Genomic DNA, 24776 nt, shown 5'->3' with positions numbered 1-24776 from the left:
GCAGCCCGAGGCCTTGGGGCACTCGGTGTACGACCAGCCCGACACCCAGCCAACGACTTTGCCGAGCCCCTGCAGCAAACCCGGGATGATTCACCGAACCACTTTCGTCGGCACCTCAGATGAGCCGCATCGGTTCCTTGACACCAACCAACCGAAGGTGTTAGATGTACCCAAGAGCCCTGACAGAAGGAACCACCTCAATGAACTTCGTAGGAGACAACCCCCTTGGTGTCAACGATCTTGGTATAGCTATCAGTGGTTACAGAACCTGCTGGCTGCGATGCTAAGGTCGGCGCCAGCCCCTACCACGTACATGGGGCGGAATGGTGACGCCTGGATCAACATAGAATCGGCGAGCGCATGCGAGCCGAAATGGCACTCGAGTCACTGGTTTTCTTGTCGATGTCGTTGCGCTTCGATAACAGGAAAGGTTGATCGAGCCGACGAATGGCGTACCGGTATGGCTAAATCTTCACCCTTAATGGCTGGACGGCGAAGATGCCACAGCAACAGTACACTCATGAACCGATAGCTACCCGGTCGGTCGCGCTTAGGGCAGCCTTAATTACATCGTACCACTATCGCCGTTCTCGGAACCTAAAAGGAAAACATGAGTGAAAGGAGGTGAATACGATGGAAGTTCAAGTCGAGCTTGCCGACGAGGTTGAGGCCGCTACCGTCTGGTGGATCATCTTCTGATAGAGACCACTTAGTGGACGCTGTGTTGGGGGCGCGTCACCCGGCGTGCCCCCAACACAGCATCGAAAGGAACAAGCATGGCATCATATCAACGCCCCATCATAAAACGATCCTTGCCCGTGTATCGTGTCGATGCCGAACGTTTCAGGATCGGTGCGCAGCTTGGGATCACCGCACAGTTTACCGATCCCAAAAACCAGATGTGGGATCTGGTCTCCAATCTCGACGGTCGCGAGATGAAATTGGTCATCGAGTCCACGCTTGCTCAGCATCCCGAGCTAACCGAAGGGGATGTCAAAGCTGGCTTAGATATGCTCGATCAACGGGGCTTTCTTGACGAGGGATATCGCCCCGATGACAAGATACCTGCACGGTACCGTCCTAATGTCGAGTACTTTGCCGCTGTGCCCGGGAACTCAACAAACAACGCCGAGCAGTATCAACGGAACATCATGGCGTCGCACGTCTTGTTGCTCGGCGGAGGAGGCGGCGGTTCTAATATCGCAACGTTGCTAGCGGGCGTCGGATTTGGAGAAATGACGATCGTGGACTATGACGTTGTTGAGGAATCTAATCTTGGACGTCAATTCCTATATCGCAGTGACGAATTGGGGAACAGTAAGGTACAGAGCGCCAAAAAAGCCATCGAAGCGATGAATCCATATATCGCTGTTCACGCGGTCGATAAAATGATATCCAGCGCTGAAGACCTTACGGGAGTCATGAAGGGGGCAGATATCGTTATCTGTGCCCTCGATGAACCTCCGTTCCTTGCACAACGAAGGGTGAACAAGGCGATCGTGGACGCCGACCTACCGTGTGTGTTCGGCGCGACACAGGTCACTCACGGACGTGTCTTTACCGTTGTCCCGAAGAAAACCGGGTGTTTTGATTGCCTACACTTGTACTACTCTAAGAACGACCCTCTATTCGACTCACAATTCAAGGGATTCCATAACGCGGAATTCGCGCCGCCCACTATAGCATATGGGCCTGCAATTTGGAACGTAGCTTTAACAATGGTGGACGAAGCCGTCCGCGTCCTTACCGGATACACCGAGCCGATGACCTTGGGGAGACAATATGAGTTGGACTACCTCTCGTACTCGGCGTTCAGCCACGATCCTTGGCCTAAGGACTCTGAGTGTCCAACATGCGGTGATGGTGAATACGGGCGTTGGCCAGCGTTATCACAATATCAAGTGTAAAGGAACTGCGAGATGCGCACACGTCGCCTACGAGATGGACGAATTGTTGCCGTATGCGGTCCCGAGCGTCCCCTAGTCTTGACCCTCCCTAGCACGGGGCTGAACGACGAGGAACTGCTTAATGATGTCATCCCTGATAGATGGAAGCGGTCTGCTGACATAGATAGCCATCCCCGACGGGCTAAACGTGTAATCGGCACGGTGTTGGAGGCGGGCGCCGTGCTTGGCACGGCATGTATTATCTTGATCGTATCGACCACTGATACTCTTACACCGGGAACCAGCTGGCGTGTCGCCCACACTGGTCTTTTGGTTAATCTCACACTGATCGGGATATGCGCCATCCTGCCATCCTTCGTGCATGAGAGTCTTCATGTATATCTCGGGAACACATCGTGGCGGCATGTCAGACGGCAGGGCAATGGAATGCGCACGAACCTGAATCACGTTCTTGCGTGGCGTAAACATGAGGCCCTGCTCGCGATAGGATCCGGGGTCTACTTCGATATCTTACTCTGCGCAACAGCGGGGGCTTTCGCTCATATTTCACGTTGCGAATTTGCTTCATTGCTTGCGTCAGTGACTCTGTACCGGATTTTATGGCAATTCAATCTATTCAAGTCTCGGGACGTACGCCTGTTCCTCAACGTGCTTACAGACCGTCCTGAGGGGATTCTTCCCAATAGCCGAACCATCGCGGCGATAGGTGGGCTCATCGACCTGATTGTGTCCATCCTATACGTCGGTTTATTCGTCATACGGACGGTTTGACGAGGGGGATAGCATGGGTGCCATTGAAGTACGTGATTTGTTCAAGTATTATAAGGGATCATCATACCCTGCACTGAGGGGGATAGACCTGATCCTAGATACGGGTGAAGTCCTCGGATTGACCGGTCACAATGGTGCTGGCAAGTCAACGCTAATGGGCGTGATCAATGGATCGCTGGCCATGAGTTCAGGTGTGGTTCGATTTGATGGAGTCGACCTGACGCCCATGCTGGCACGTAGATGTACTGCAACGATGGATCAAATGCATGCACCGCTTAAAGGTGTAACTCCGAGTTCGGCGATCCGCGTTGCAGCCGAGATCAGGGGAGCGTCTCAGTCCGCGGCGGATCGTATCACGAACACTCTCCTCGAGTACTTTGAGATTTCAGAGTACGCCGACGTGCGTTCGGAAGAGTTGTCCGGTGGAGTAAGGAGATTAGTTGCGTTTTGTATGTGTGAGTGCCAAGGGGCCCGGACCTCGTTGCTAGATGAGCCCACAAATGACGTTGATCCGCGGCGGCGCAAATTGTTATGGAGCTATATCCGAGAGCAGGCAACGGGTGGCCGTTCGTACATTGTGTCTACACACAACGTCGGAGAGGTGTCACAATACACGGATCATCAGGTTGTATTAAGCAATGGTAGTGTGGTCTATGACGGTTCGAGTTTGAGCCGGGCGTCGAGCCACGGCAACAACGTTTACGTTGATGTCCAAGGCAGTTGTAAACTAGAGGCGCTCGTCGGGAAGCTCGGGTTTGACCGTGTGCGTCTGCATGGAAACCAACTTGTGGTGCCACGGCAGCATGTTGAGCGCGTGATCGGCCTACTTATGGATGACGGCGAAGAAGGCAGGAACACGGTAATTCAAATATCACGCACGCCTGGGTTTGAAGCCCTCTATGACGAGCTGGCTCGTGGAGAGGATTATCATGGGCATTAGTGTGTATACTGGCGCGCTGCGATGGGCATTGTTGCGTAAGAAGTACTCAGTGCCCACGCTTATGGCGGTGCAGCTGCTTTTCTGTCTTGCGTTGTTGTGGGGTGTCCCGATGATCGTCGGGAACGGCGCTGCGTTAGACGCGTCGAACGTCATAGGTGTGTGGCATTTAGGAGTGATCGCGGTTAGCGTTACCCTCGCGCCTCAAATGGTTTGCGAGTCGAAAGGCGAAGGTTACTTTCGATTCCTGACTAATTTTCCGATCTCACGTGCCGGTATCTTCATTATCGAGGTGCTATCATGGTTTTTGATATCCCTGCCAGGGCTAGCGGTGACGCCGATACTTGGCGTCCTCAGGTATAGTCCTGCGGAGGCGGCACCAGGGCCCCTGTTGGTTACTGCGGTCTGCGCGCTCGAACTGTGCTATATGTCGATTGGGGTAGGCGTGGCATTGACTTTTCGGCTTGAGATAGTCCAGGTGCTTTCGCAGATCTTTATTCTGTTCGCTATGCTGTTCAGCCCGATAGTATTCCCGGAAACGGGTCTTCCAGATATTCTCATGCGTATCCATACGGTGCTTCCTTTCAAGTCTGCTCAGGATACGCTCGTGGCAGCGCGGAACGGTGCGATGTTGCCAATGAGTTTCTGTGTTGTTCTTGCATGGGGCTGTATCGGTGCTGTTTCCGGTATTATGGCGCTCTCTAGGAGGAAGTGAATGACCATGCTTGAGCTGTCCTTGAACGAGGTGAGCGTTTGTGCTCGCTCTAAGATTCTTGTTGAGAACGTCACACGTCGCATGGTAAGCGGTGACTGCCTCCTGCTATGCGGCAGTAACGGATCGGGTAAGACGACACTGCTTCGACTTCTCGCCTTCCACATCGTTGCGACGGGCGGAGAATACGTTCTTTCTCGGGATGGTTACTCGCTGCTCCCACATGAGGCGAAGGGCCTGATCGGCGCCCAGGTTGGTGAGCCGGTGTTCCTGCCCGGAGCGACTCCGCTTTCGACGTTGAGTATGCAGGCGGCGATGTTCTCGGTGCCCGATGATTCCGGGCGGATGCTGTCCGCGTTTGGGTTGTCTACGCTGGCGGAGCAGCCGTGCTCGTCGCTTTCTAAGGGAGAGCAGAAACGGCTCGCTCTTGCTCGCGCATTGTGCACCGGCCCGGAGCTACTTCTTCTTGATGAGCCCGAGGGCGGGCTGGATGAGTGCTCATCCGACGTGCTTGCTGGGATGTTGGCTGGTTCCATTGAAGGGGGCGCTATGTGCGTGATCGCAACTCATGATCCTGCACGCTATGCATTCTTGCAACCGGAAACACTCGACATGTAACAGGAAGGGGATCAACATAATGACAAATGCTGCGCCAGCTCTGTTCGAATGGCGGGGGCGGTACCGAATTGTGTACGTGGCACTCACGACTTTCGTGGTTTACGTGGGTTTCGCGCTTTTCTTTGATTTGGTTGGAGTAGACTCTGGTTACGGCGCGAATCTAAGCGTTTCGATTGCCGCAGCGGTCGCTTATTTCGTGAGCACGCCGGTGCTGGTTTTGAAGTTAACGAAGCCGTTCGTCGATCCGCTGGCGCCGGTATACTACCCTATCCTGCTGTCTTGGCCGATTTCATTGGGTTCATATGTCCGGGAGAGGCTGATCGGGGTGATCGCCCGCTATATGCTGTTCAGCGTTCCGATGGTATCGATTGCCTCTGCGTTGCTTTATTCTGCGCGCGATCCGAATATGGTGCAGGCCCTTATAGGCTGTGGGTTCGGCTTGCTCACGTGCGTCATGATTGCGTCTTCAACGTTGATTGCGATCTGTTCCGGAGCGCGGTTCAGTTCGCCCGCCGTATCAATGCTCGTGGCGTTTGCTGTGCCGCTCATCCTCGCCAATAGCTTTGCGAACACGCTGCGAGGATACGCGATTCTCTCCTTTTTAGGTGCAGCTGTTGTAGTCACAGGAAGTGCGGCGGTGATTCTCTGGTCTACAGTCTCGTACTTTAACACCTTGGATCGCCGGCACTTTTCTAGGAGTGACCATGAGTAAGGGGTATTTAGTTTGTATTGCCCTGTTTGTCTCGGCCAGTGTCTTCGGTGTCGCCGCCGCGATCACAGGACGTGACTGGTTACACTTGATCGAGGTTCCGCTGATAGTGGTAGCGCTGGGTGTTGGCGGCGCGACCCTTAGGTCAAGGTTCAACGGTCGGTCCGGCGATAGGTGAAGGGAGATGGAGGTTCGCGTTCTTGGCAGCCGTGTGGACGTCGGTATGACCGCACCTCCCGACGATGCTGCCTATGGCGCCCTGATCGGCGAGGCGGCGATCAGGGGTCTGAATCTGGTGCCCCCGGCCGACCGCGTGGGCCTGACTATTGAGGAGGGCCGGTGGTACCTGCCGCGCGGCGCAGCCGACGAGTTCGTCGATGACGGCGCCGTCGGCTGGTTCCAGGTCGGGGTGTCGCGGGAGCTGACACCCGCCACCATCAGCCTGATCTGCGAATGCGCCTTCGCCGCCTGCCGGGATGCCGGACCGTTCACGTTTCAGGGGCTGGCGCTGAGACTGCCCTCGGAGCGGGTCGCCTACGACCATTACATCGCCACTCATATTGCGGAGCGACTGCCGGTGCGCGGTGAGGTCTCATCGCGTTCGGTGGCTATCGCCGTGGAGGTGCGTGACGGCAGTCCCGGTGAGGTAGTGCGTGCCGTATTCGAAACCGCCGACGGACTGCTGTCGCTGGTTGCCGGTGCCGCAGGTTGGGAGCTGCACCACGAGGCGGTAGGGGCGCCGTACGTATCCGCGGGAAGGGCGAGCGCGTGCATGCGCGTGCCCTACTGGTCGCACACCATGGCAGCATTCCTGTGTGCATTGGTGCTGTCGGCCGACGACGCCGGTCTGCTCACCGGGGTGCGCGTGCAGATTGGAGACGGCCCGACGGCGTGAGCGGCCCGGCGGGCCGGTGCGTTCCACGACCTTGGGGTATGTTCCACGATCATCCCGGGGCCGTGGAACGTACACGGGGGTCGTGTTTTGCGTGTTGCCGGTTCGGAGGCTTCAGGCCGGCGCTGCGCCGCTTGTCAGCAGGCCCTCGGCGACTGACGGGGTGATCGGCAGGCGGCCGATCAGCATCGCCTGAAGTGCATGGTAAATGTCTGGTTTGCCCGACCATTTTGCCGAGATAGGTCGATCGTCGGTATCGAGTTCTCCACGCCACTGGCCGGGATCCTCGATCAGGTGCTCGCGGGCCCAGGCGGCATAGATGTCGATGTCGTGCTCGTAGGAGTTGTCTCCGGTGATCTGCCTGAGCGTCTCCGCTGCGCTAATCCCCTCGCACAGCACCCATGACATGCGCTCGTGGACCACCGTATGACCGGAGAAGTCCACCGTGTACACGAAGCCCTGCTCGCCGTCGGCGCCCCATCCCTCCTGCAACGCCTTGCGGTACATGCCCGTCGGGAGGCTGTCCAGCAGTGGGTCGTAGCCGATGCCGGCAGCGGTGCATGCCACGCGCACCTGGACCATCAGTCGCGCCCACTCCAGCCAATGTCCCACCTTCGACCCGTAGGGGCGGACGGCGTCGGTGGGACGGTCTCGGTTGTAGTTGAGGACGGCGTTCCAGGAGGCGTCGAAGTGCTCGGGCAGGCGGAAGGAGTGGGTCACCACCTCCTGGGCGATCCGTCCCGTGATTCGTGCAGCCCGCCGCAGGTGCAGTGGCTCGCGAGTGGCCGAGTAGGCCGCCAACAGTGCCTCAACCATGTGCATGTTTGCATTCGCGCCGCGGTAGGGATCCACGGCGAGGCTATTTCGGTCCCGGGAGTCCACCACCATGCCGGCCTCCTCGTCCCACCACAGGCGCTCTAGGGTCTCCAGTGCGGCGTCCAGCAGTTCCTGCGCCCGCGGCACGCCCGCCAGCAGGGCGGAGGCGGCAGCCAGTATGACGAAGCTGTGGTCGTAGGCGAGCAGTGCTCCCGGCTGGGGCGTGCCGTCAAGGTCGACGGCGGAGAGCCAGGCCGCGGTGGCGGTGTCGCGCAGTGGCCCGTCCAACAGACGGTCGATGCCGTGCGCGACCAGGACGGTGCAGTCCGGATCGCCCATGAGATGACCCAGGGCGAAGCAGTGGGTCATGCGGCCGGTGATCCACAGTTGCACACCGCGCTCGGCGTCGATGTTGCCGACGTCGTCGAGCCAGCCGAATCCGTGTTCGGTGTGGGATCCTTTTCCGAAGGCGAGCAGGCTCCAGGTCTGCGCATCGAAGGCTTGGCGGGTCATGAGCGTGGTCATCGAGTCCTCCTCGAATCAGGGGGGAGCTCACCCAAGCCTGGCACGGATGACGGGTCGGTTTCAATAGGGAGTAGCCGGGGTGAGCACCTGAACCGAGTGGGCCTTCAAAACTGCCGCGAGTTCGGTGCCGGGTTGGCCGTTGGTCACCAGGTAGTCCGCGATCTTCAGGTCCCCGATCGCCGCGAAGAGACGGCGGTTGAACTTGGTCGAGTCCGCCAGGATGGCCACGCGCCGTGCCCGGGCGGCCATCTGGCCGAGCATGGCGGCCTCGTCCAGATTGGAGGTGGAGAAGCCACCGGCGTCTACCGCGCCGACGCCGATCAGAGCGAGGTCTACGTGAATGTCGTTCTCCACGCCGGAGATGGCCGAGGCGAAGGCGACCGGTCCGATGGTTACGCGCCCCGAGAGTCGGACATGCCCGCCGATGACGTACACGTCCCGACAGGCCTCCGGGTTGATTTCTGCGGGTAGTGCGAGGTTGTTGGTGGCGATGATCAGCTCCCGTTTGGTCGACAGGTGGTGCACCAGCGCGAGCGCGGTTGTGCCCCCGTTGATGAACAGAACGCTGCCGTCCTGCACGAGGCCGGCGGCGAGTTCACCGATGCGTTCCTTCTGGGATGACTGGAGCCGAGCCCGGTCACTCAGGTTGGTGTCATGCCAGGGGACGGCGGAGTTGGACATGGCGCCTCCGTGCATGCGGATCAGTAGACCGTCGGCGTCGAGTTGATCAAGATCCCGCCGGATGGTGTCGGCAGAGACGCCGAAGTGGTCGGCCAGAGCCGTCACCGTCACCTGGCCGAGTCGGTTGACGTAGTTGGTGATCTCGGCCTTCCGCCCTCCAGGGAGGCGGGGTACGACGTCGTTCATAGCGCCAGTCTAGGCGGAGCCGCTGCGCCTCCAAGCCGGACGTTACGGTATCGTTGCATTAAAGGTGCAGACAACCGCAGAATCACGCATTATGCTGGGTTACGACATCAAAAACCGGATAAAACCCGCATGATGTCGCAGCTCATGTCAATGACGATGGAGTAACCATGCTTATGCGTAGGCGCGAATTCGGGCGGATGACGGCCGTCATGGCCACTATGGCGGCGATGGGCCTGGCCGGGTGCGGCGGTTCGGGAACTGAAGGAAGTGGCGCAGGGGAGGTGACGCTGGAGTTCACGCAGTGGTGGGAGCCGGAGCTGCCGGACGGGTCCTTGCGGGCCCTGATGGATGAGTTCGAGAGCGCCAACCCTGGGATCAAGGTGGAACTGCTGTCCGGGCCCTACGCCTCTACCAAGGAGCAACTGGTTGCTGGGGCCGCGGCGCAGACCATGCCGGATGTGGTCGGGCTGGATGGCGCCTGGGTGAGTGACTTCGCCAAGCAAGGGGCGATCGCAGACCTGACGGCGCTTATGTCCGAACAGGGCTATGACGACTCCGAGCTCGCCAGCCAGATCCAGATTGACGGTGCCACCTACATGATCCCGGTGGTCAACTTTGTCTATCCCATGTTCACCAACATGGACCTGCTGGAACGGGCGGGAGTATCGGCAGTGCCCTCCACGCGTGAGGAGTTCGAGGCGGCAGCCAAGGCGATTGCGGCCGTGGGCGATGACATCTCCGGGTGGGCGCTGCCGTTGTCGCTGGAGGCGCCAAACGGCATTCAGAACGATGTCATGTCCTGGGTGTGGGCCTCCGGCGGCTCAATGCTCACCGAGGACGGCAAGCCAAACCTCAAGGGCAATGCCGATGTCAAGAGCGCCTGCGAGTTCATCAAGGGACTGTGGGACTCCGGTGTGGTCTCCCCGGGTGCTTTCACCATGAAGGAACAGGACAAGGTGGAGGACTTCACCAATGCGCGGGTGGGCATGATGATCGACTCTCTCGCGCATGTGAACACCATCCGCGAGGGCAACCCGGACCTGGACTTCGGCATCTCCGCCCTGCCCGCCGTGGACGGTTACGACGGCGAACGTGGCATGCCCTACGCATCCTGGGGTATTGGGGTCTCCGGCACCACCGAGCATCCGGAACAGGCCTGGAAGCTGGTGGAATTCCTCATGGGGGCGGATGTCAACGCCACCCTGGCCGACGCCGCCAAGGCCTTCCCCGGGAACAGCACTGCCACACCGGACTATGTCGAGAGCGATGCGTTGTTCGCGCAGGCCTTCGAGATCTGGAGTTCGGGCACACCCGCCAACGAGTTCACCGGCCTGCCGGTATCCGAGACGCTCATGCGCGAGTTCGATGAGCAGTTCCAGACCTACCTCAGTGGGGATGTGGACGTGGACGCCATGCTCACCAACGCCCAGCAGGCGTGGGATGAGGAGTTCTGAGGTCCGCTAATGACTCCAACGCACGTCGCCCTTACGCGGTCGGTGCGACGGGCCGGGCGGGGTCGGGCACAGTCCTTCGGGCGGCACCCGGCCCAGGCCCTCGTGCCCTACGCATACCTGTTCCCCACCCTCGTTCTACTGCTGGTGCTGATGGTGGTTCCGATCGTCATGGTGATCGGGTACTCACTGATGGACGCCGTCATCACCACCAGGGAGTCCCAGTTCATCGGGCTAGACAACTACGTTGAGATTCTCGCCAGCGGCAAGTTCCTCACGGCGCTGGCCAATACCTTCTGGTTCGTTTCCGTCAGCGTCGTCGCGCACATGCTGCTGGGACTCGGCTTCGCCATGCTGCTGAACTCCGAGGCCGTCTCCGCCGTGACCAGGACCGTGTTCCGCACACTGTTCGTCCTGCCGTGGCTGTTGACCGTGGCGATTATCGCCATCCTGTGGCGGTTGCTACTCAACCCCAACGGGGTGATCAACGCGATCTTGTCGGCCCTCGGCGTGGTATCCGGGCAGCACGAGTGGTTGGCGGATCCGAACATGGCCCTGGCCGCCGTCACCTTCATCAACATCTGGGCTGGCTACCCGTTCTTCATGATTTCGATCCTGGCCGGATTGCAGGGCATACCGAGGGACCTGTACGAGGCGGCGGAGGTGGACGGCGCGGGTGCCATCCGCAGGTTCTGGTCCATCACCCTGCCGCAGCTGCGGCCAATCATCATCTCGATGGCGCTGCTCGACATCATCTGGACCTCCCAGCAGTTCGCCCTCATCTGGATGACCACCGGGGGCGGGCCGCTGAACCGCACGGAGATGCTGTCCACCTTCACCTACAAGCTCGCCTTCTCCGACTACGACTTCGCGGCCGCTTCAGCCAGCGCGGTGATCGTACTGATCCTGTCCATGATTCTTGCGTACTTCTACGTGCGCAGCCAACAGGCGAGGGACTGACGCCTCATGGGTCCTTCTAATACTCTGCGCACCCGGCGGCGGCGTCGGCTCCTGGCCAAGGCGGGCGTGTGGGCGGGACTGTTGGCGGGAGCGGGCTTCGCGGCTCTGCCGATTTTCTGGATGCTGGTGTCCTCGTTCAAGCCGAATGCCAAGATCTTCGCCACCCCGCCGCGGATTGTTGAGGAGGGTTCGTCCTTTGCTGCGTATGTATCGATCTTCCACGACCCGGAGAAGATCCGCTTCTTCATCAACAGTTACTTCGTGGCGCTGTCGGTGACCGCGTTGACGCTGACGGTGGCGATTCTGGCCGCCTACGCCTTCAGCCGCTTCGAGTTCCCGGGGAAGCGGGTCCTGAACGTGCTGATTATCTCGGTGCAGGCGGTGCCGCCGATCACCCTGCTGATCCCCTTTTTCGGGCTGATGGTGACGTTGAGGCTGTACAACACCTACCAGGGCCTGATCCTGACCTACATGGTGTTCACGCTGCCCTACGCCATCATCATGCTCACCGGTTACTTCAACACCCTGCCGCGGGAACTCGATGAGGCCGCCAAGGTGGACGGCACCAGCTCCCTGGGGGCGCTGTGGCGGGTGCTCGTGCCGATCTCCGTCCCGGGGATCGTCTCGGTGGGCATCTACACCTTCATGATCGCCTGGAATGAGTACCTGTTCGCGCTGACGCTCACGCGCACGAATGACATGCGCACGGTTCCGATCGGTATTCAGCTCCTCATGGGGCAGCACTCCTACGAGTGGAACGAGATGATGGCGATGTCTGTCCTCGGCTCTATCCCCGTGGTGCTGCTCTTCATTTTCTTCCAGCGCTACTTCATCGGAGGGATGACCGCTGGATCCGTCAAGAACTGAGCTTGACGCACAACACAGAAAGGCACAACCAATATGCTGGTCACAGGCAGTGACATCCTCGACGTCGCCAATGAGCACGGCTTCGCGGTTCCGGCGTTCAACATATCCAGCTACTCGATGCTGCGCGCGGTGGTGGACGTCTGTGAGGAGATGCGATCCCCGCACATCATTGCCATCCACCCCGACGAGCTGAGTCATATCCGCCCGGCGATGCTGGCCTCCATCATCCGGATCGCCCACGAGTCATCCGTGCCGACGGCGATCCACCTCGATCACGGCGCCAACTACGAGCAGGTGCTGGCGGCGATTCAGGCCGGTTTCACCTCGGTGATGATCGACAAGTCCTTCGCACCCTTCGAGGAGAACGTGGCCGAGACGGCGCGGGTGGTGCATGCGGCGCACGCCGTCGGGCTGTCCGTGGAGGCCGAGCTGGGAACCATCGGCGTGTCCGACAAGTACGGGGAGACCGGCACCGAGGAGATCCTGTACACCGACCCCGATGACGCGGCGCGCTTCATCGACGCCACCGGTGCGGACTCGCTCGCGATCGCGATCGGCACGCGTCACGGCCTGTATCCCGCCGCGGCCAAGCCCGCGCTGCGCCTGGACCTGCTGGGGGAGATCAAGGCGCGCCTGGGCATTGCCCTGGTGTTGCACGGCGGATCGAACAACTCCGACACCGAGATAGCCGGGGCGGTGCGCGGCGGCATCAACAAGATCAATATCTCCTCCGACATCAAGGCCGCCTACTTCACCAAGATGCGCGAGGTGCTCCAGGACGTCCACCTGCGCGAGCCCAATGTGATTGAGCCGCCCTGTGAGCAGGCGCTGCGGGAGTGCGCCGCCCAGAAGATCGACCTGTTCGAATCCGCAGGTAAGGCGGCGCTGTTCTGACGGTTCTCGGTACAACGGGCGCCGTCGGCGATGAGAAAGGGGAGTGGGATGACGGGGCGTATCGTCCTCGGGCTCGGTGGGACCGTCGACTATGAGCTGGCCTGGGATGCGCGGGTGTTCCAGCAGCTCGTGGACGGGCACGGGATACGTCTGGCCGAAGTCGAGGGGGCGGCGTCGTCGCGCGTCGACGGCGAGCGGGGGATCTTGCTGGCCGCGCTGCGATCCATGCGGCGCGGTGAGGGCTGGGAGTGCTACGTGGCGGATAAGCGGGCGCTGCTTGCCTTCGCCGGCCGCTTCTCCTACCGGGTCACCCTGGGCGGCACCTGCGTGCGGGCGGCGCTGGCCATGGCGAGGATCGGCGTCGCCTCCACGGTGCACCTGGTCTCCATAAACGACCACGTTCGCCGGCTGCTGCCGGAGGGGATTGCGTGGGTGTGCAGCGCCGAGGCGGACTCGCTGGACCCGCACGTGATTGTCCAGTACCCGGCGGGCGCGGTGGTGCACCTGGCCGACGGCGAGGTGGTCGCACGGCGTCCCAACCGGGTGATCGCAGTCAATGACGCGCCCAATGAGCACCTGCGTCTGAGTCCGGAGCTGCCCCGGGCGCTGGCTTCGGCACGGGTGGTGCTGATCTCCGGCTTCAACACCATGAAGTCGGCCACCGAGCTGCGGGAGCGGCTGGCGGAGGTGGAGGCGGCATTGGCGGCGGCGCCACCGGACGCCGTCGTCGTCTACGAGGACGCGGGCTTCCACGACGACGCCATGCGCGAGGTGGTCCTGGAGGTGATCCCGCGCCTGGTTCATCTGCACTCCCTCAACGAGGACGAGGCGCTCCGCTACCTGGGCCGCGCCGTCGATCTGGGGGACGCGGGGCAGGTGGCCACCATGATGACCGACCTGCGTCGGCGGCTCGGGATGCGTGCGGTGCTGGTGCACACCAGCCGTTACGCCGCGGTGGTGGGGGAGCGGGCGGCACTGCTGCGCGAGGCCGCCGAGGCGGGTTGTCTTATGGCGTCTACCCGCTTCCTGCACGGGGATAACTACGGGGCGGAGGAGCGCGCGGCGGTGGCGCGGGCGCCGCGGGATGAGATCGGGACGCACCTGGCCGCCGCCCCCGAAACGGCCGGAGTGGGCGTGCTGATCGCACCCGGTTTCGATGTGCACACCGACTCCCCGACCACGATCGGCCTGGGAGACGCCTTCATCGGCGGCGTGGTGGCGCACCTGGCGGGTGCGCGCGACAGGTGAGGGCGGCTGGTCGGGAGTCAGACTCTGACAGTGAGCGCTGGAATTGCGTCCCTTGCGTCCCGAGCGCAGGCTGTGCCAAAATCGCACGTATGGGTGAGATGACGGCGCAGTCCCTCGGTGCCCGCATTCGCGAGGCGCGACAGCGTGTCGGCATGAGCCAGCAGATGCTCGCTGAACGAGTCGGTCTGGACCGGACCGCGGTGAATAAGATCGAATCGGGCAACCGGAAGATATCCGCGATTGAGTTGTCCGATGTGGCAGATGCGCTCAGGGTGCGCATGGTCGCCTTTTTTGAGGAGCCGCTCTCGGCAGTGGTCGCGCATCGGTCCGCGCAGGGCCTGGACGTCGTAGATTCGCAGATTGACGCGGTACTCGCGGAGATTGCCGAGGAAGTCCGCTTCGTCGACTCTCTGCGTGCTGTCGAAGCTGTGCCACCTGCACGCGCGTGGGATCGGCCCGCCTCGGACGAAGAGGCCGAGGCAATGGCTGAGCAGGCGCGTGTGCTTATCCACTGTGAGCAAGACGACGCGGTAACCGGTCTGGTTGATCGCTTGGCAGCAGCAGGCCTTCTGGTCTTCACCAAGCCACTCGGCCCAGACACCGCGGACGCCGGAACGGTGCTTATCGACCGTCTGGGCGTATCCCTGGTCAACAGCACCGGCAAGGTTGGGCGGCGGCGTCTTGCGGCCGCACACGAGTTCGGGCATTTCCTCGTGCGTGATGCCTACACGGTGGACTGGCGAATCGCCGAGCCGGATGAGTCCTTGGAATCTAAGATCGATTACTTCGCTCGCGCGCTCCTCCTTCCTCGGAATGCCGTCGCCGAACAATGGCACAAGCTGCGTGAGCACTCCGGGTTGCGGGCGGCGGCGGTAATAGTTGGCAGTGACTACCGAGTGGACATGTCCACGTTGGCTCGTCGTCTGGTCGACCTCGGGGTGGTTAATCCGTCGGATGCGGGGCAGGTTCGTATGGTGCGAACAACCCGCACTGACATTATCGAGTTGGATCTCCATCCGGATGCAGATGAAATGACCGGAGTGACACAGCCTCGGGCTTTCCAACGTGCCGTGATCGACCTCGTGCGTGATGAGCGCTTGAGCGCTGCCCGAGCGGCAGAATTGCTGTGGCACCTGGTTGATGAAGAAGAACTGCCGCGACCGCGGATGCGCGAGGCAGGCGAGATATGGGAGTACGTGTCTTGAGCGATGCGGCGCCGGTCTACGTCTTCGATACCGGACCGCTGCGGCATTTCGCCATGGAGGGCTGGCTTGGAGTGTTGAAGTTTGTCACCCGAGACGGCCGTGTGGTCATACCGGAGAGCGTCGACGAGTAGATCCGGCGCCAGAGCGCCAGCGAGCCCGCGCTGGGGCAGCTGCTCAAGGCGGAGTGGATTCATGTTGACAGGCGTGTAGGCGTTGACTTCCTCAGGGCGTTTGCGATGTTTGAACGGCACCTCGTCGGGCCCGGAGGTAGGAATCGAGGCGAGTGCGGAGTGCTGGCTCTCGGAATGGTCAGCGTGTGCACCCTGGTCATTGACGACGGTGTTCCGAGGCGGCTGGCGAAGGAGCACGGGTTGAATGTGCGGGGAACTCTGGGACTTCTGTGTCAGGCGATTCGCGAGGGTCAGTTGACCATTGCGATGGTTGCGCAGCTTGCCGACGACCTACTGGCAGGGACGTACTACCTTCCGTTCGGCCCGGGCGAGTTTCGCGACTGGGCTGCTGCGCAGGAGCTTGTCTGAATCCAAACGCGTCTGCGAGGCGGAGGGCAGCGAGGGCGATGGTCCCAGAGGATGCCTGACGGGCGCGTACGAACGTGCTGGGCTTGGCGAGGGCGGGATGGGCAGGAGGACCCCGCCCATTCGCTGCTGCGCCCAAGGGCAAGTGAGTTCCCAAACCCGCGAGTAGTCCAGTCCGTCCGGTTCGCCGGTGCGAGTCAGTGCTGCGTGTCTTGAGAGTGGTGCACACTGGAGGGGCATGGTCGGGTACCAGGGCCTTGTCGGCTCTTCCGGTTTGTGGGTGTGGGGTTTTGGGGTGTGTGGTTGTTTGCGGTTGGGTCGACCGGCCCGTGTCTGCTTGGAGGGCCCAGCTCTACTTGGACTCTGGCTGTGCTTGGGCCGCCCCAGAGGCACTGTCAGACGGTCCGATCTTGGAATGCGCGACCGCGCACGTGCGGCGTGTCCGCGGCTGTCTGTTGGCGCTCGTTGCCGTGTGTGGTGGCCCGAAGTGTCCGGGATCGGCACAAACGGCTCCGACGTCGCCTACAGTCGTGAACAGAACGTTGGAATCATGCGGTTTTAGAAACGGCTCCAGCGGTCGCCGACCGCCTTTGTGCCGAATTCGGACATTCCGCCCCACGGCCGGGGCACCCGGACACAGGCCACCCACCAGCACCGGCCGGCAACACCCAGCACCGGCACACCCGAACCGGAAGAGCCGGAGAAGGTCGTATTCGGCGAATCGGCGCCCACCGACAACGACCTCGCCAGCCCGACAAGGACCGCCGCACCGCGGCCCCGACCCCAACCACTACACCCTCAAACCGGAAGAACCAGATAACCGGGGACTTCCGCTACTCCAACGAGTGCCTAGCAGCATTCCCGTATGGGAGTCGCGGCGAGGCGTTATGAGACGGCTAACCCGACTTCAACACTCCTGCTGAGAAGGGCTGACGGGCCGCATCAGCCGCGCTGGCGTCGGCGGCCGCGGCGTCGCGCCTCCTTGCTGATGGCGCGCCACTGCTTAGGATGCAGCGGATGATCGGCGGGCAGGGTCTTCCAAGTCTTCCAACTGGATGGTTTCGCAGGCCCCGCCAGCAGCAGGCCCGTCGCACGCAGTGGCTCGGTCAAGCCCTCCATGGCGTTAATGGTGAAGTACTTGGGATGGCTCCACGGGGTATCGGAATCAAAGGAGAAGTGCCAGCAGATGAGTTCGCTGACTGGCGCGCGACCGGGGAGTGGGCGGGCTATGACCGCCAGGCGCACGCGCCCGTGCTGGCGGCGGACCCAGGGGAGAACCAGCACAAACGGAAATACCTCGGCAAGGTAATCCGCCAAGAAGGTGGCGGCTTCGCTACCTTCACGAAGGACCACGCCGGTCCACGGGCCTCGTTCGGCCAGTACCGAGTCCAGATCCCAGGTCTCCGGGGAGAAGCCCTGCGGCCCCAGCTGATCGATGACGAAGCGCACCGCGTCCCGTGGCGGCGTCGCCACCTCGAAACGGCGCATGGGCTGCGTCTCAAACCATCCCATGGTCAAGTTCCTCAATGTCGACGGAGTCGACGGTACCCCTGACGCTGTGCGCCCATCAATGTGCCCGGGGCGTCACTCGCCCTTGAACTTCATGCCGGCAGTAAAGCCCATGGGGTTGAGCTCGAAGGCGGCGGCGGTGGCCTCGTCGAGGGCCGCGAAGTCTTCGTCCTCGGCGGGTGCCGGCTCATCGTCGTCGAAGATCGCAGCCATCTCCTGGGTGTCCCCCAATGACAGGTAGGACTGCTCGTCGCGGTGCTGCGGCAGGACGGTGCGCACGTAGTCGTCCACGGCCTCCTGTGTGGTTACGTCGTGCTGGCGCTGCTCCGACATGTACCAGCGGTGTTCGAGCACTTCGTGGAAAATTTCGGCCGGCTCCAGCTTGCGGCGCAGCTCCATGGGGACGGCGGCAAGCGTGGGCTCGAAAACCTCGGCCAGCCACGCATGCGCCACCTGCTCCACCGGCTCGTCCTTACGGCCGGTCTCCGTACGGAAGGTCTCCAGGTCATTTAGCATGCGCTGCCCCTGACGCTCCTGCACATCCAGGCCGGTCAGGCGCATGATCTGGCGATGATAGTGGCCCGCATCAACGACCTTGGGCTGAATGATCATCCTTGTGCGCGAGCCGTCCGCCTCGGTCTTCATGGTCAGCTCGCCCACATCGAAGCCCAACTCATTGAGCCTTTCAATACGGTTGCGCACCCGCCAGCGTTCGCCCAGGTCGAAGGCCTCTTCGGCGGTGAGCACCTTCCACAGCTCGGTGTAGCGGCCCACGATTCGGTCACCCACCTCAATGGTGTCCACGCTCGACTCAAGCAGAGCCCCTGCCTGCAGGTCCATCAGCTCGCCGATGATATTCGTACGGGCGATATCGATGTCGTACAGGCGTTTGCCCTCGGTCAGTCCCTCGGTGTGCAGCTCACCGGTCTCCGCATCCACCAGGTAGGCGGCGAAGGCCCCCGCATCCCGGCGGAACAGGGTATTGGACAGGGAGACATCCCCCCAGTAGAAGCCCAGCAGGTGCAGCCGCACCAGCAGAACGGCGAGGGCGTCGATCAGCCTCGTGGCGGTCTCGGGGCGCATGTACTGGCTGAACAGCGCCCGGTAGGGCAGCGAATAGGACAGGTGCTCGGTCACCAGCACCGAGTTGAGGGGGGAGCGGTCCAGGCCGGTACGTCCGGTGATGACCGCGGTCGGCGTGACGCAGGGGGCACCCAGACGAATCAGGTCTCGCAGCAGCTCGTACTCGCGATAAGCGACCGACTCGCCGATCTCCTTAACGGCGATGACGCGCTCGGAGAGGTTGACGAAGCGCACAATGTGACGCGACAGTCCCCGCGGGAGGGCGGCGAGAACTTCGGTCGGCCACTGCTCCAAGGGAATCTCCCACGGGAGATCGAGCAGTGCCGGGTCGATTGTGGCCGCGGTGATCTGCATGGACTGGGGCATGGAGGCATTCTTTCAGGTCCGCCGCGAATGGATCGCCGACGGCGCCGGTTCGTTACAGGTAGCTACGGGCGAGTCCACCCGCCCGAGGGCTCATTACGTCATCTTCCTTGATGACGAACCATACATGCGGTTGTGGGCGCGCCGTCAGAACGGCGGTTGAGCCCCGCTCCTCGTGGGAGGAACGGGGCTCAACCATCAGCCCTGGTGTGCTCGGGCCGCCGTGGCGGCTCAGGCGGGCAGGCGCTCGCCGGTAGATGCGGAGAAGATGTGCTCCTCGCCCGGCTTGATACGCACGTACACCGTCTCACCCGGTTCCGGCGCGGTGCGCGGAGGAACCCGGACGATGATCTGGCTGGAATCCTCACCGGATCCGAGCTTGTCCTCCGAGCCCTCGGCACCGACCAGTTCACCGTAGATGTAGGCGTCGCTGCCCAGCTCCTCCACGAAGGACAGGCGCACCGGGATGGAGTGCTCATCCTCTGCGGAGACCACCTCGAGGGATTCGGGGCGGAAACCGATGACGATCTTGTTGTTGTCCGCCGGAGTCATGGCGTCCAGCGTGGCCCGGGAAAGCGGGACACGCGCGGCACCGATGGAGGCGACGCCGCCGTCGACCGTGAAACGGCCCAGGTTCATGGCGGGGGAGCCGATGAAGCCGGCGACGAAGTCATTGGCGGGCTTGTCGTACATCTCACGCGGGGTGCCGACCTGCTGGAGGATGCCGTCCTTGAGGACCGCGATACGGTCACCCATGGTCAGTGCCTCCGTCTGGTCGTGGGTGACGTAGACGGTGGTGACGCCGAGCGAGCGCTGCAGGGAGGCGATCTGCGTACGCGTCTGCACGCGCAGCTTGGCGTCCAGGTTGGACAGCGGCTCATCCATGAGGAAGACCTTCGGCTTGCGCACAATGGCCCGGCCCATGGCCACACGCTGACGCTGACCGCCGGACAGCGCCTTCGGCTTACGGTCCAGATACTCGGTCAGACCGAGGATCTTGGCCGCCTCCTTCACACGCCGGTCGATCTCATCCTTGGGAGTACCGGCGATCTTGAGAGCGAAGCCCATGTTGTCATGCACCGACATGTGCGGGTACAGCGCGTAGTTCTGGAAGACCATGGCGATGTCGCGGTCCTTGGGCTGGACGTCGGTCACGTCGCGGTCGCCGATGAGAATGCGGCCCGAGTTGACGTCCTCGAGTCCTGCGAGCATGCGCAGAGAGGTTGACTTGCCGCAGCCCGAGGGGCCCACCAGCACCAGGAACTCGCCGTCGGCGATCTCCAGGTTGAGGCTGTCCACCGACGGGCTGTCATTGCCCGGGTAGATGCGAGTGGCATGGTCGAAAGTGACAGTTGCCATAGGGGTATCCCTTCACCGGCAGGTACGTGCCGGACGATCCGAGTGAAAGGTGCCGATGCGTGTCCGCATTGACACGTGCCAGGAGCGGTTGCCCCAGGCAGGACCAACTCTGTCATACGGTTGCGCCGCGTAGGTAGCCAAAGGGCCTTCGAAAACCCTGAAAGGCCTGTGAACCCGCTCACGTGTGCGGCGGCGGGGGAGTCTCCCGGTACTGTGGCGCCATGACTCTAAGCCCCGGCACGGCCACACCCGCCTCGCTGGCAGGGCTGCGCGCGGGCGCCGAGGTCGGCGGCTACCGGCTCGTGCGACGCCTGGGTGCCGGCGGCATGGGCGTGGTCTGGGAGGCCGTCGACGGCGATGGAAACCACGTCGCCATGAAGATCCTCCATCCGCAAATCGCGGCCGACCCGACCGCGCGCCGCCGCCTGGACCGCGAGGCCTCCGTGCTCGCCCGCGTCAAGGACTCGCGGGTGGCCCGCATTCTGGACATCGAGACCGGCGACGGCGCGGACGGAACCGGCATCACCTTCGTCATCACCGAACTGGTGGACGGCCCGACCCTCCAGCACGAGGTCGATCATGAGGGCGTCTACAGTCTGGAGTCCGACATCCGGGATCTGTCCGACCTGGCCCACGGCCTGGTGGACGCCCTGTCCGCGGTGCACGCCACGGGCGTCATCCACCGCGACCTCAAGCCCTCTAACGTGATGCTGGGCGTGCAGGGCCCGGTGTTGATCGACTTCGGCATCGCCCAGGTTGCCGACGACGTCCGCCTGACCCAGACCGGCCAAGTCACCGGCACTCCCGGGTTCATCCCGCCGGAGATGCTCGACGGCGGCGAGCCCACGCCCGAGGTGGACTGGTACGCCTGCGCCGGCGTCCTGCTGTTCACCATCACCGGCCGCTCGCCCTTCGGCTCGGGCCCCTGGCAGGCCGTCTTTCGCCGCGTGTACGCCGGCACCCCGGAGCTGGGCGACCTGGAGGAGACGCAGCCCGCCCTGGCTCGCGCCTTTACCGCGGCCCTGGCGCCCGACGTGGCCGACCGTCTGCCCGTGCCCGACCTGGTACGCGTCCTGGACGAGATCGCCGATGGCGGCACCGGCGAGACCGTCCTGGCCGAGGTGCTTCCGGATGCGCCTGCCAGCGCCACACAAGCGGCCCCTGATGAGGCCGACACCAGCACCGGCACCTATGAGTCGAGGTACTCCCCGGGGCGTGGCTCCACCGCGAACACGCCCTACGGCCCCGGGCAGGCCGGCCCGCCGTCATCGCCTCCTGGAGCCTACGGATTCCTGAGCACGGCGGCTCCGCAGACGGGCGAAATGCGACCGACGACGTCGGCGGGTCCGGCGACGGGATCGGTGCCGCCTTCGTTGCCGCCATCCGGTGTGAGGCCGCGGCCCGGCGATACGACGCCACCGCCGTCCTTCACCCCCGGCGCTGGGGCGGTCTCGGCCCGCGCCGACGCTCCGCCCGCAGGAGCTGCGAACGGTGGGCCCCTCAATAGTGGGCCGGTAAACGGTGGGCCCCTCAATAGTGGGCCGGTAAACGGTGGGCCCCTCAATAGTGGGCCGGTAAGCACCGGGGCGGCGAACGGCGGACCCGTGCCGGCGCCCGTATCCGCGCCCATGCCGGAGTCCGCGCCGATACCGGGCGGCGTGCCGCAATGGGCGCTGGAGCCCCGACGCCACCGCACGGTTGCGGCCTTCTTCTTCCTGATGATCGCGGCGCTGGCACTGCCCATTCCCGGATGGATAGCGATCGGCTTCACGCTGCTGGTCGTCGTCGCCGGCACCGTCGGGCGGGCGGATGATGCGCGCCGTTGGCGGCGCCTGCGGGCGGGCCGCTCCTCCGGCGCCGACACCTCGCGCATGTGGGCATCCATGCCCTGGTACCTGCTGCGCTCGGCGGCGGCGGGCCTGGCTGCCTGCGGCGTGGGGGCGGTGGTCGGTTGGCTCGTCTTCGTGTTCGGCGGCTCCGCATTGGGATTCGGCGACAGCGCTGGCGATGCCACCATACTGAGCTCGTGGAGCGCCTACCACCGTGCCGGGCTGTGCCTGGCCTCAACCGCGGTCGCATACATGCTCGTGGCCTGGTTCGTGCCCTGGGGCGCCCCCGCTCGCCGCGGCGGAGCCCGCCTGATCGGCTTGGTGCTGCGCAGCCGTCAGAATCGTTTGATCGGATGTGCCGTATTCGGAGCCATCGCCCTGGGCATTGTGGTGCTGTATGTCATGGGGGCGATTCCCGTGGCGAACTCGGCGCCTTTCGCATGATTCCCGAATAAACGGCATTGTTCATTGCAGCCACAACCGGATCGGCGGGCGTCGGCCCAGCGCCGATGCGAGGGTGGAGGTGAGCGTCGGAGGTCCAGATCACCGCTTCCGGGAAGGCCGACGCCGACGCGAGGGCGGACGTGAGCGCTCAGGCTGCGCTCACCGCGGCTACCGGCGCCCGACGCCCGCGCGGGGGCGGACGTGAGGCAGGCCGCATTGTGAGGCCGTGCTTCTCCGCGTGTTCCCAGGCAGAATGCCTAACATGCCAGTGCCGCGCATCGTGACGGCACCGAATCCGAATCGAGGAGTTGCTTGTGGCTTCGAATCAGCCCCGTCCCACTAAGGCCGAGCGTCGGGAGGCGGCCCGTGCCAAGGCGCGGGCGCTGCGCGAGGAGGAGGAGCGCCGAGAGCGACGCGCCCGAATCACTCGCCGCAGCCTCCTCGGCATCGGCGGGCTGGCCGTGGCCGGAACCGTGGCCGCGGTGGTGGTCAACGGACGCAATGACGAATCGAAGACTCCGGGTGGGGCCATCGTCACAGACAACGCAGGCGGTAAGGGGGTCCCCGCGACCATCCGCGCCGACGGCTCGCTCGTCTTCGGTCCCGACCTCACACCGGGAACCAGCACGGACGGGGCCCAAAACCTGCACATCTACTTCGACTATGCCTGCCACCACTGCGCCGACTTCGAAATACTCCACAATTCGGAGATCGAGACGCTGCTGGGCGAGGGCACCATCAACCTGGTACTGCACCCCTCGCGTCTTCTGCAAAGCAGCTGGAGCGACATGGTGTGCAATGGTCTGGGGGTCGTGCTCGACCAGGAGCCGGCTTCGGCAATGGCCTTCCACCTGGCGGCCATGACTCGGTTCTCCGAGATCTACGCCAGTGCAGACTTCTCAACCCTGACCGCCGAGTCGGTCGTACAGGCTGCCACCGAGGCGGGGGTCAGTGAAGCCGTCGTCGAGCAGATCACCGCGGCTGTTACCGAGAACACCTATGGTGCCTGGCTGGACCTCGGTGACAAGACCTTCCTGGACCTCGGCATAGGTACCACGCCGACGGTGTATCTGGGCAAGGAGAAGCTTGATCTGGCCAGTATCAGCACGCAGACCGGAATCACCGACCACCTCCAGGCAGGTGCCGACTCCGCGCCCCGCGAGACCTCGGCCCAGTAGCGGCCCGTTCGCCGGCGCTCGCCCGGTGGTCATCCTGGTGGTCGGGACCGGGTAAACTGCGCCCCGCGTGCCGCGTTAGCTCAGTTGGTAGAGCAGCTGTCTTGTAAACAGCAGGTCGTCGGTTCGAGTCCGACACGCGGCTCCAGTGCGCTTACAGCGAATGCAGATCGTAAGTTGAGACCCTTATGGCACTCCGCGGCGAGTAACGATAAGGTTAGGCTTGCCTGCGAAAATGGGGCGATGTCGTCCGGCACCGCATCCCGTCGCGTCGAGCCTTGAGGAGGACCACGGTGGCCAGACCCTGGGAAGTCTATGACGCCCTGATTGACGACGTCCCCGACGGCCTGACCGTTGTAGCCTCCGACCGCGGCCCGCGCTGGACCCGCGTATTCAACTCCGCCGACGGCGTGGGTTGTGCCTGGTCGCTCGCCGTCACCACCCGCCCGGCCGCATCCGCCGACATCCCCGACGTCGGCCGCCCCCTGCGTGATGTCGCCGCCCTGGTCAAGAGTTGGAACCTGGCTGAGGCGAGTGTCGGCCTGGCCGCCATCAACTCCTGGTACTCGCGTGCCGACGTCGCCGCCTCCCACGGCTTTGTCCCTACCGGCGCCGACCTGACCTGGCGGCAGGTATTCGACCCCTATGGCGAGGCCGTCGCCGGCCGTAAGGTGGCCATCATCGGACACTTCCCGTTCGCCGGGCGCGCCCTGTGGCGAGCGGAGGAGCTGTGGACTCTGGAGCGCAATCCGCGTCCGGGCGACTTCCCGGACACCGCCTGTGAATACCTGCTGCCCCAGTGCCACTATGTGTTCATTTCCTCCTCGAGCCTGGTCAACAAGACCATGCCGCGGCTGATCGATCTGGCGGTGGGCGCGGGGGCGCATACCGTGTTGGTGGGGCCCTCCACCCCCATGCATCCGCTGTTCCTGGACCTGGGGGTCGCCACCGTCACGGGATTCGTACCCGCGCCCGAGGTCCGGCCCGGTGCCTACCTGGAGGAGCTGAATGCCTCCGGGAGTATCGGCCCGGGCAGCCGCATGCACCTTCACGCCGTGGGGAACTGATCGGTCCCCGGGCCACGCCCGTCAAGCGCTGC

22 protein-coding genes and 1 tRNA gene are annotated in these 24776 nt (G+C 63.1%); 18 read left to right on the top strand and 5 right to left on the bottom strand.

What is annotated here, in order from left to right; genetic code table 11:
* Positions 1-776: 776 nt before the first annotated feature.
* The 6 genes from CWT10_RS15440 to CWT10_RS15415 all read left to right on the top strand — a co-directional run bounded on the left by CWT10_RS15440 (position 777) and on the right by CWT10_RS15415 (position 6549).
* Positions 777-1907 carry a ThiF family adenylyltransferase gene (locus tag CWT10_RS15440; RefSeq protein WP_103061681.1) on the top strand — a complete coding sequence of 377 codons (1131 nt, stop codon included), beginning with the start codon at positions 777-779 and terminating at the stop codon, positions 1905-1907.
* Positions 1908-2691: 784 nt separating this feature from the next.
* On the top strand, positions 2692-3618 hold the full coding sequence (locus tag CWT10_RS15435; protein WP_103061680.1) for an ATP-binding cassette domain-containing protein: 927 nt from the start codon (positions 2692-2694) through the stop codon (positions 3616-3618).
* Positions 3608-4330, top strand: coding sequence for an ABC transporter permease (locus CWT10_RS15430; protein WP_103061679.1), 723 nt, complete (start codon positions 3608-3610; stop codon positions 4328-4330). Before CWT10_RS15435 ends, CWT10_RS15430 begins: the two co-directional genes overlap by 11 nt.
* The gene (locus CWT10_RS15425; RefSeq protein WP_103061678.1) at positions 4331-4945 is read left to right on the top strand and encodes an ABC transporter ATP-binding protein; all 615 of its coding nucleotides are present in this window, start codon (positions 4331-4333) and stop codon (positions 4943-4945) included.
* A gap of 76 nt (positions 4946-5021) precedes the next feature.
* Positions 5022-5657 carry a hypothetical protein gene (locus CWT10_RS15420; RefSeq protein ID WP_128683578.1) on the top strand — a complete coding sequence of 212 codons (636 nt, stop codon included), beginning with the start codon at positions 5022-5024 and terminating at the stop codon, positions 5655-5657.
* Positions 5658-5877: 220 nt separating this feature from the next.
* Positions 5878-6549, top strand: coding sequence for a hypothetical protein (locus tag CWT10_RS15415; protein ID WP_128683576.1), 672 nt, complete (start codon positions 5878-5880; stop codon positions 6547-6549).
* Between the two features lie 111 nt (positions 6550-6660).
* Here CWT10_RS15415 and CWT10_RS15410 read toward each other — a convergent pair whose 3' ends face one another.
* Both CWT10_RS15410 and CWT10_RS15405 read right to left on the bottom strand, forming a co-directional pair.
* Complete coding sequence (locus CWT10_RS15410) at positions 6661-7887, bottom strand: AGE family epimerase/isomerase (RefSeq protein WP_103061675.1); 1227 nt, start codon at positions 7885-7887, stop codon at positions 6661-6663.
* 60 nt (positions 7888-7947) lie between these two features.
* Positions 7948-8754: a DeoR/GlpR family DNA-binding transcription regulator gene (locus CWT10_RS15405; RefSeq protein WP_103061674.1), complete on the bottom strand. Its 807-nt coding sequence runs from the start codon at positions 8752-8754 to the stop codon at positions 7948-7950.
* Positions 8755-8921: 167 nt separating this feature from the next.
* On the opposite strand from CWT10_RS15405, the gene CWT10_RS15400 reads away from it, so the two are divergent.
* From CWT10_RS15400 to CWT10_RS17540, 7 genes are all read left to right on the top strand, one after another.
* Positions 8922-10208, top strand: coding sequence for an ABC transporter substrate-binding protein (locus CWT10_RS15400; RefSeq protein WP_233187969.1), 1287 nt, complete (start codon positions 8922-8924; stop codon positions 10206-10208).
* 9 nt (positions 10209-10217) lie between these two features.
* On the top strand, positions 10218-11165 hold the full coding sequence (locus CWT10_RS15395; protein WP_103061673.1) for a carbohydrate ABC transporter permease: 948 nt from the start codon (positions 10218-10220) through the stop codon (positions 11163-11165).
* A 6-nt stretch (positions 11166-11171) separates the two neighbouring features.
* On the top strand, positions 11172-12032 hold the full coding sequence (locus CWT10_RS15390; protein WP_174721977.1) for a carbohydrate ABC transporter permease: 861 nt from the start codon (positions 11172-11174) through the stop codon (positions 12030-12032).
* A 33-nt stretch (positions 12033-12065) separates the two neighbouring features.
* Positions 12066-12926, top strand: a complete 861-nt coding sequence (locus CWT10_RS15385; RefSeq protein WP_103061672.1) for a ketose-bisphosphate aldolase — start codon at positions 12066-12068, stop codon at positions 12924-12926.
* A gap of 48 nt (positions 12927-12974) precedes the next feature.
* Complete coding sequence (locus CWT10_RS15380; protein WP_103061671.1) at positions 12975-14174, top strand: ADP-dependent glucokinase/phosphofructokinase; 1200 nt, start codon at positions 12975-12977, stop codon at positions 14172-14174.
* 89 nt (positions 14175-14263) lie between these two features.
* Positions 14264-15379: a helix-turn-helix domain-containing protein gene (locus tag CWT10_RS15375; protein WP_103061670.1), complete on the top strand. Its 1116-nt coding sequence runs from the start codon at positions 14264-14266 to the stop codon at positions 15377-15379.
* Between the two features lie 236 nt (positions 15380-15615).
* Positions 15616-15918, top strand: coding sequence for a PIN domain-containing protein (locus tag CWT10_RS17540; protein WP_483396345.1), 303 nt, complete (start codon positions 15616-15618; stop codon positions 15916-15918).
* 939 nt (positions 15919-16857) lie between these two features.
* Here the strand turns inward: CWT10_RS17540 and CWT10_RS15365 are convergent.
* Together CWT10_RS15365 and CWT10_RS15360 are read right to left on the bottom strand one after the other, a co-directional pair.
* Entirely contained in the window at positions 16858-17427 is a 570-nt protein-coding gene (locus CWT10_RS15365) for a hypothetical protein (protein WP_103064002.1), read from the bottom strand.
* Between the two features lie 72 nt (positions 17428-17499).
* Positions 17500-18873 (bottom strand): DUF4032 domain-containing protein, encoded by a 1374-nt coding sequence (locus CWT10_RS15360; protein WP_103064001.1) that lies wholly within the window; start codon positions 18871-18873, stop codon positions 17500-17502.
* On the opposite strand from CWT10_RS15360, the gene CWT10_RS16895 reads away from it, so the two are divergent.
* Entirely contained in the window at positions 18872-19033 is a 162-nt protein-coding gene (locus CWT10_RS16895; RefSeq protein ID WP_158247688.1) for a hypothetical protein, read from the top strand. The two genes, CWT10_RS15360 and CWT10_RS16895, sit on opposite strands and share 2 nt — an antisense overlap.
* A gap of 68 nt (positions 19034-19101) precedes the next feature.
* On the opposite strand, the gene CWT10_RS15355 is transcribed toward CWT10_RS16895, so the two are convergent.
* Positions 19102-20229, bottom strand: a complete 1128-nt coding sequence (locus CWT10_RS15355; protein ID WP_103064000.1) for an ABC transporter ATP-binding protein — start codon at positions 20227-20229, stop codon at positions 19102-19104.
* A gap of 221 nt (positions 20230-20450) precedes the next feature.
* Here CWT10_RS15355 and CWT10_RS15350 point away from each other — a divergent pair, with 221 nt between their 5' ends.
* The 4 genes from CWT10_RS15350 (at position 20451) to CWT10_RS15335 (ending at position 24744) form a co-directional block, all read left to right on the top strand.
* Positions 20451-22502 carry a serine/threonine-protein kinase gene (locus tag CWT10_RS15350; RefSeq protein ID WP_103063999.1) on the top strand — a complete coding sequence of 684 codons (2052 nt, stop codon included), beginning with the start codon at positions 20451-20453 and terminating at the stop codon, positions 22500-22502.
* 314 nt (positions 22503-22816) lie between these two features.
* Complete coding sequence (locus CWT10_RS15345) at positions 22817-23680, top strand: DsbA family protein (protein ID WP_233188308.1); 864 nt, start codon at positions 22817-22819, stop codon at positions 23678-23680.
* Between the two features lie 69 nt (positions 23681-23749).
* Positions 23750-23825, top strand: a tRNA-Thr gene (locus CWT10_RS15340).
* A gap of 145 nt (positions 23826-23970) precedes the next feature.
* Positions 23971-24744 (top strand): Rossmann-like domain-containing protein, encoded by a 774-nt coding sequence (locus CWT10_RS15335; RefSeq protein ID WP_103063997.1) that lies wholly within the window; start codon positions 23971-23973, stop codon positions 24742-24744.
* Positions 24745-24776 lie beyond the last annotated feature (32 nt).

Source organism: Actinomyces qiguomingii, from assembly GCF_004102025.1.
Lineage (GTDB): Bacteria > Actinomycetota > Actinomycetes > Actinomycetales > Actinomycetaceae > Actinomyces > Actinomyces qiguomingii.
The sequence above is the reverse complement of the archived record's forward strand: the minus strand, read 5'-3'. Positions and strand labels throughout refer to the sequence as shown.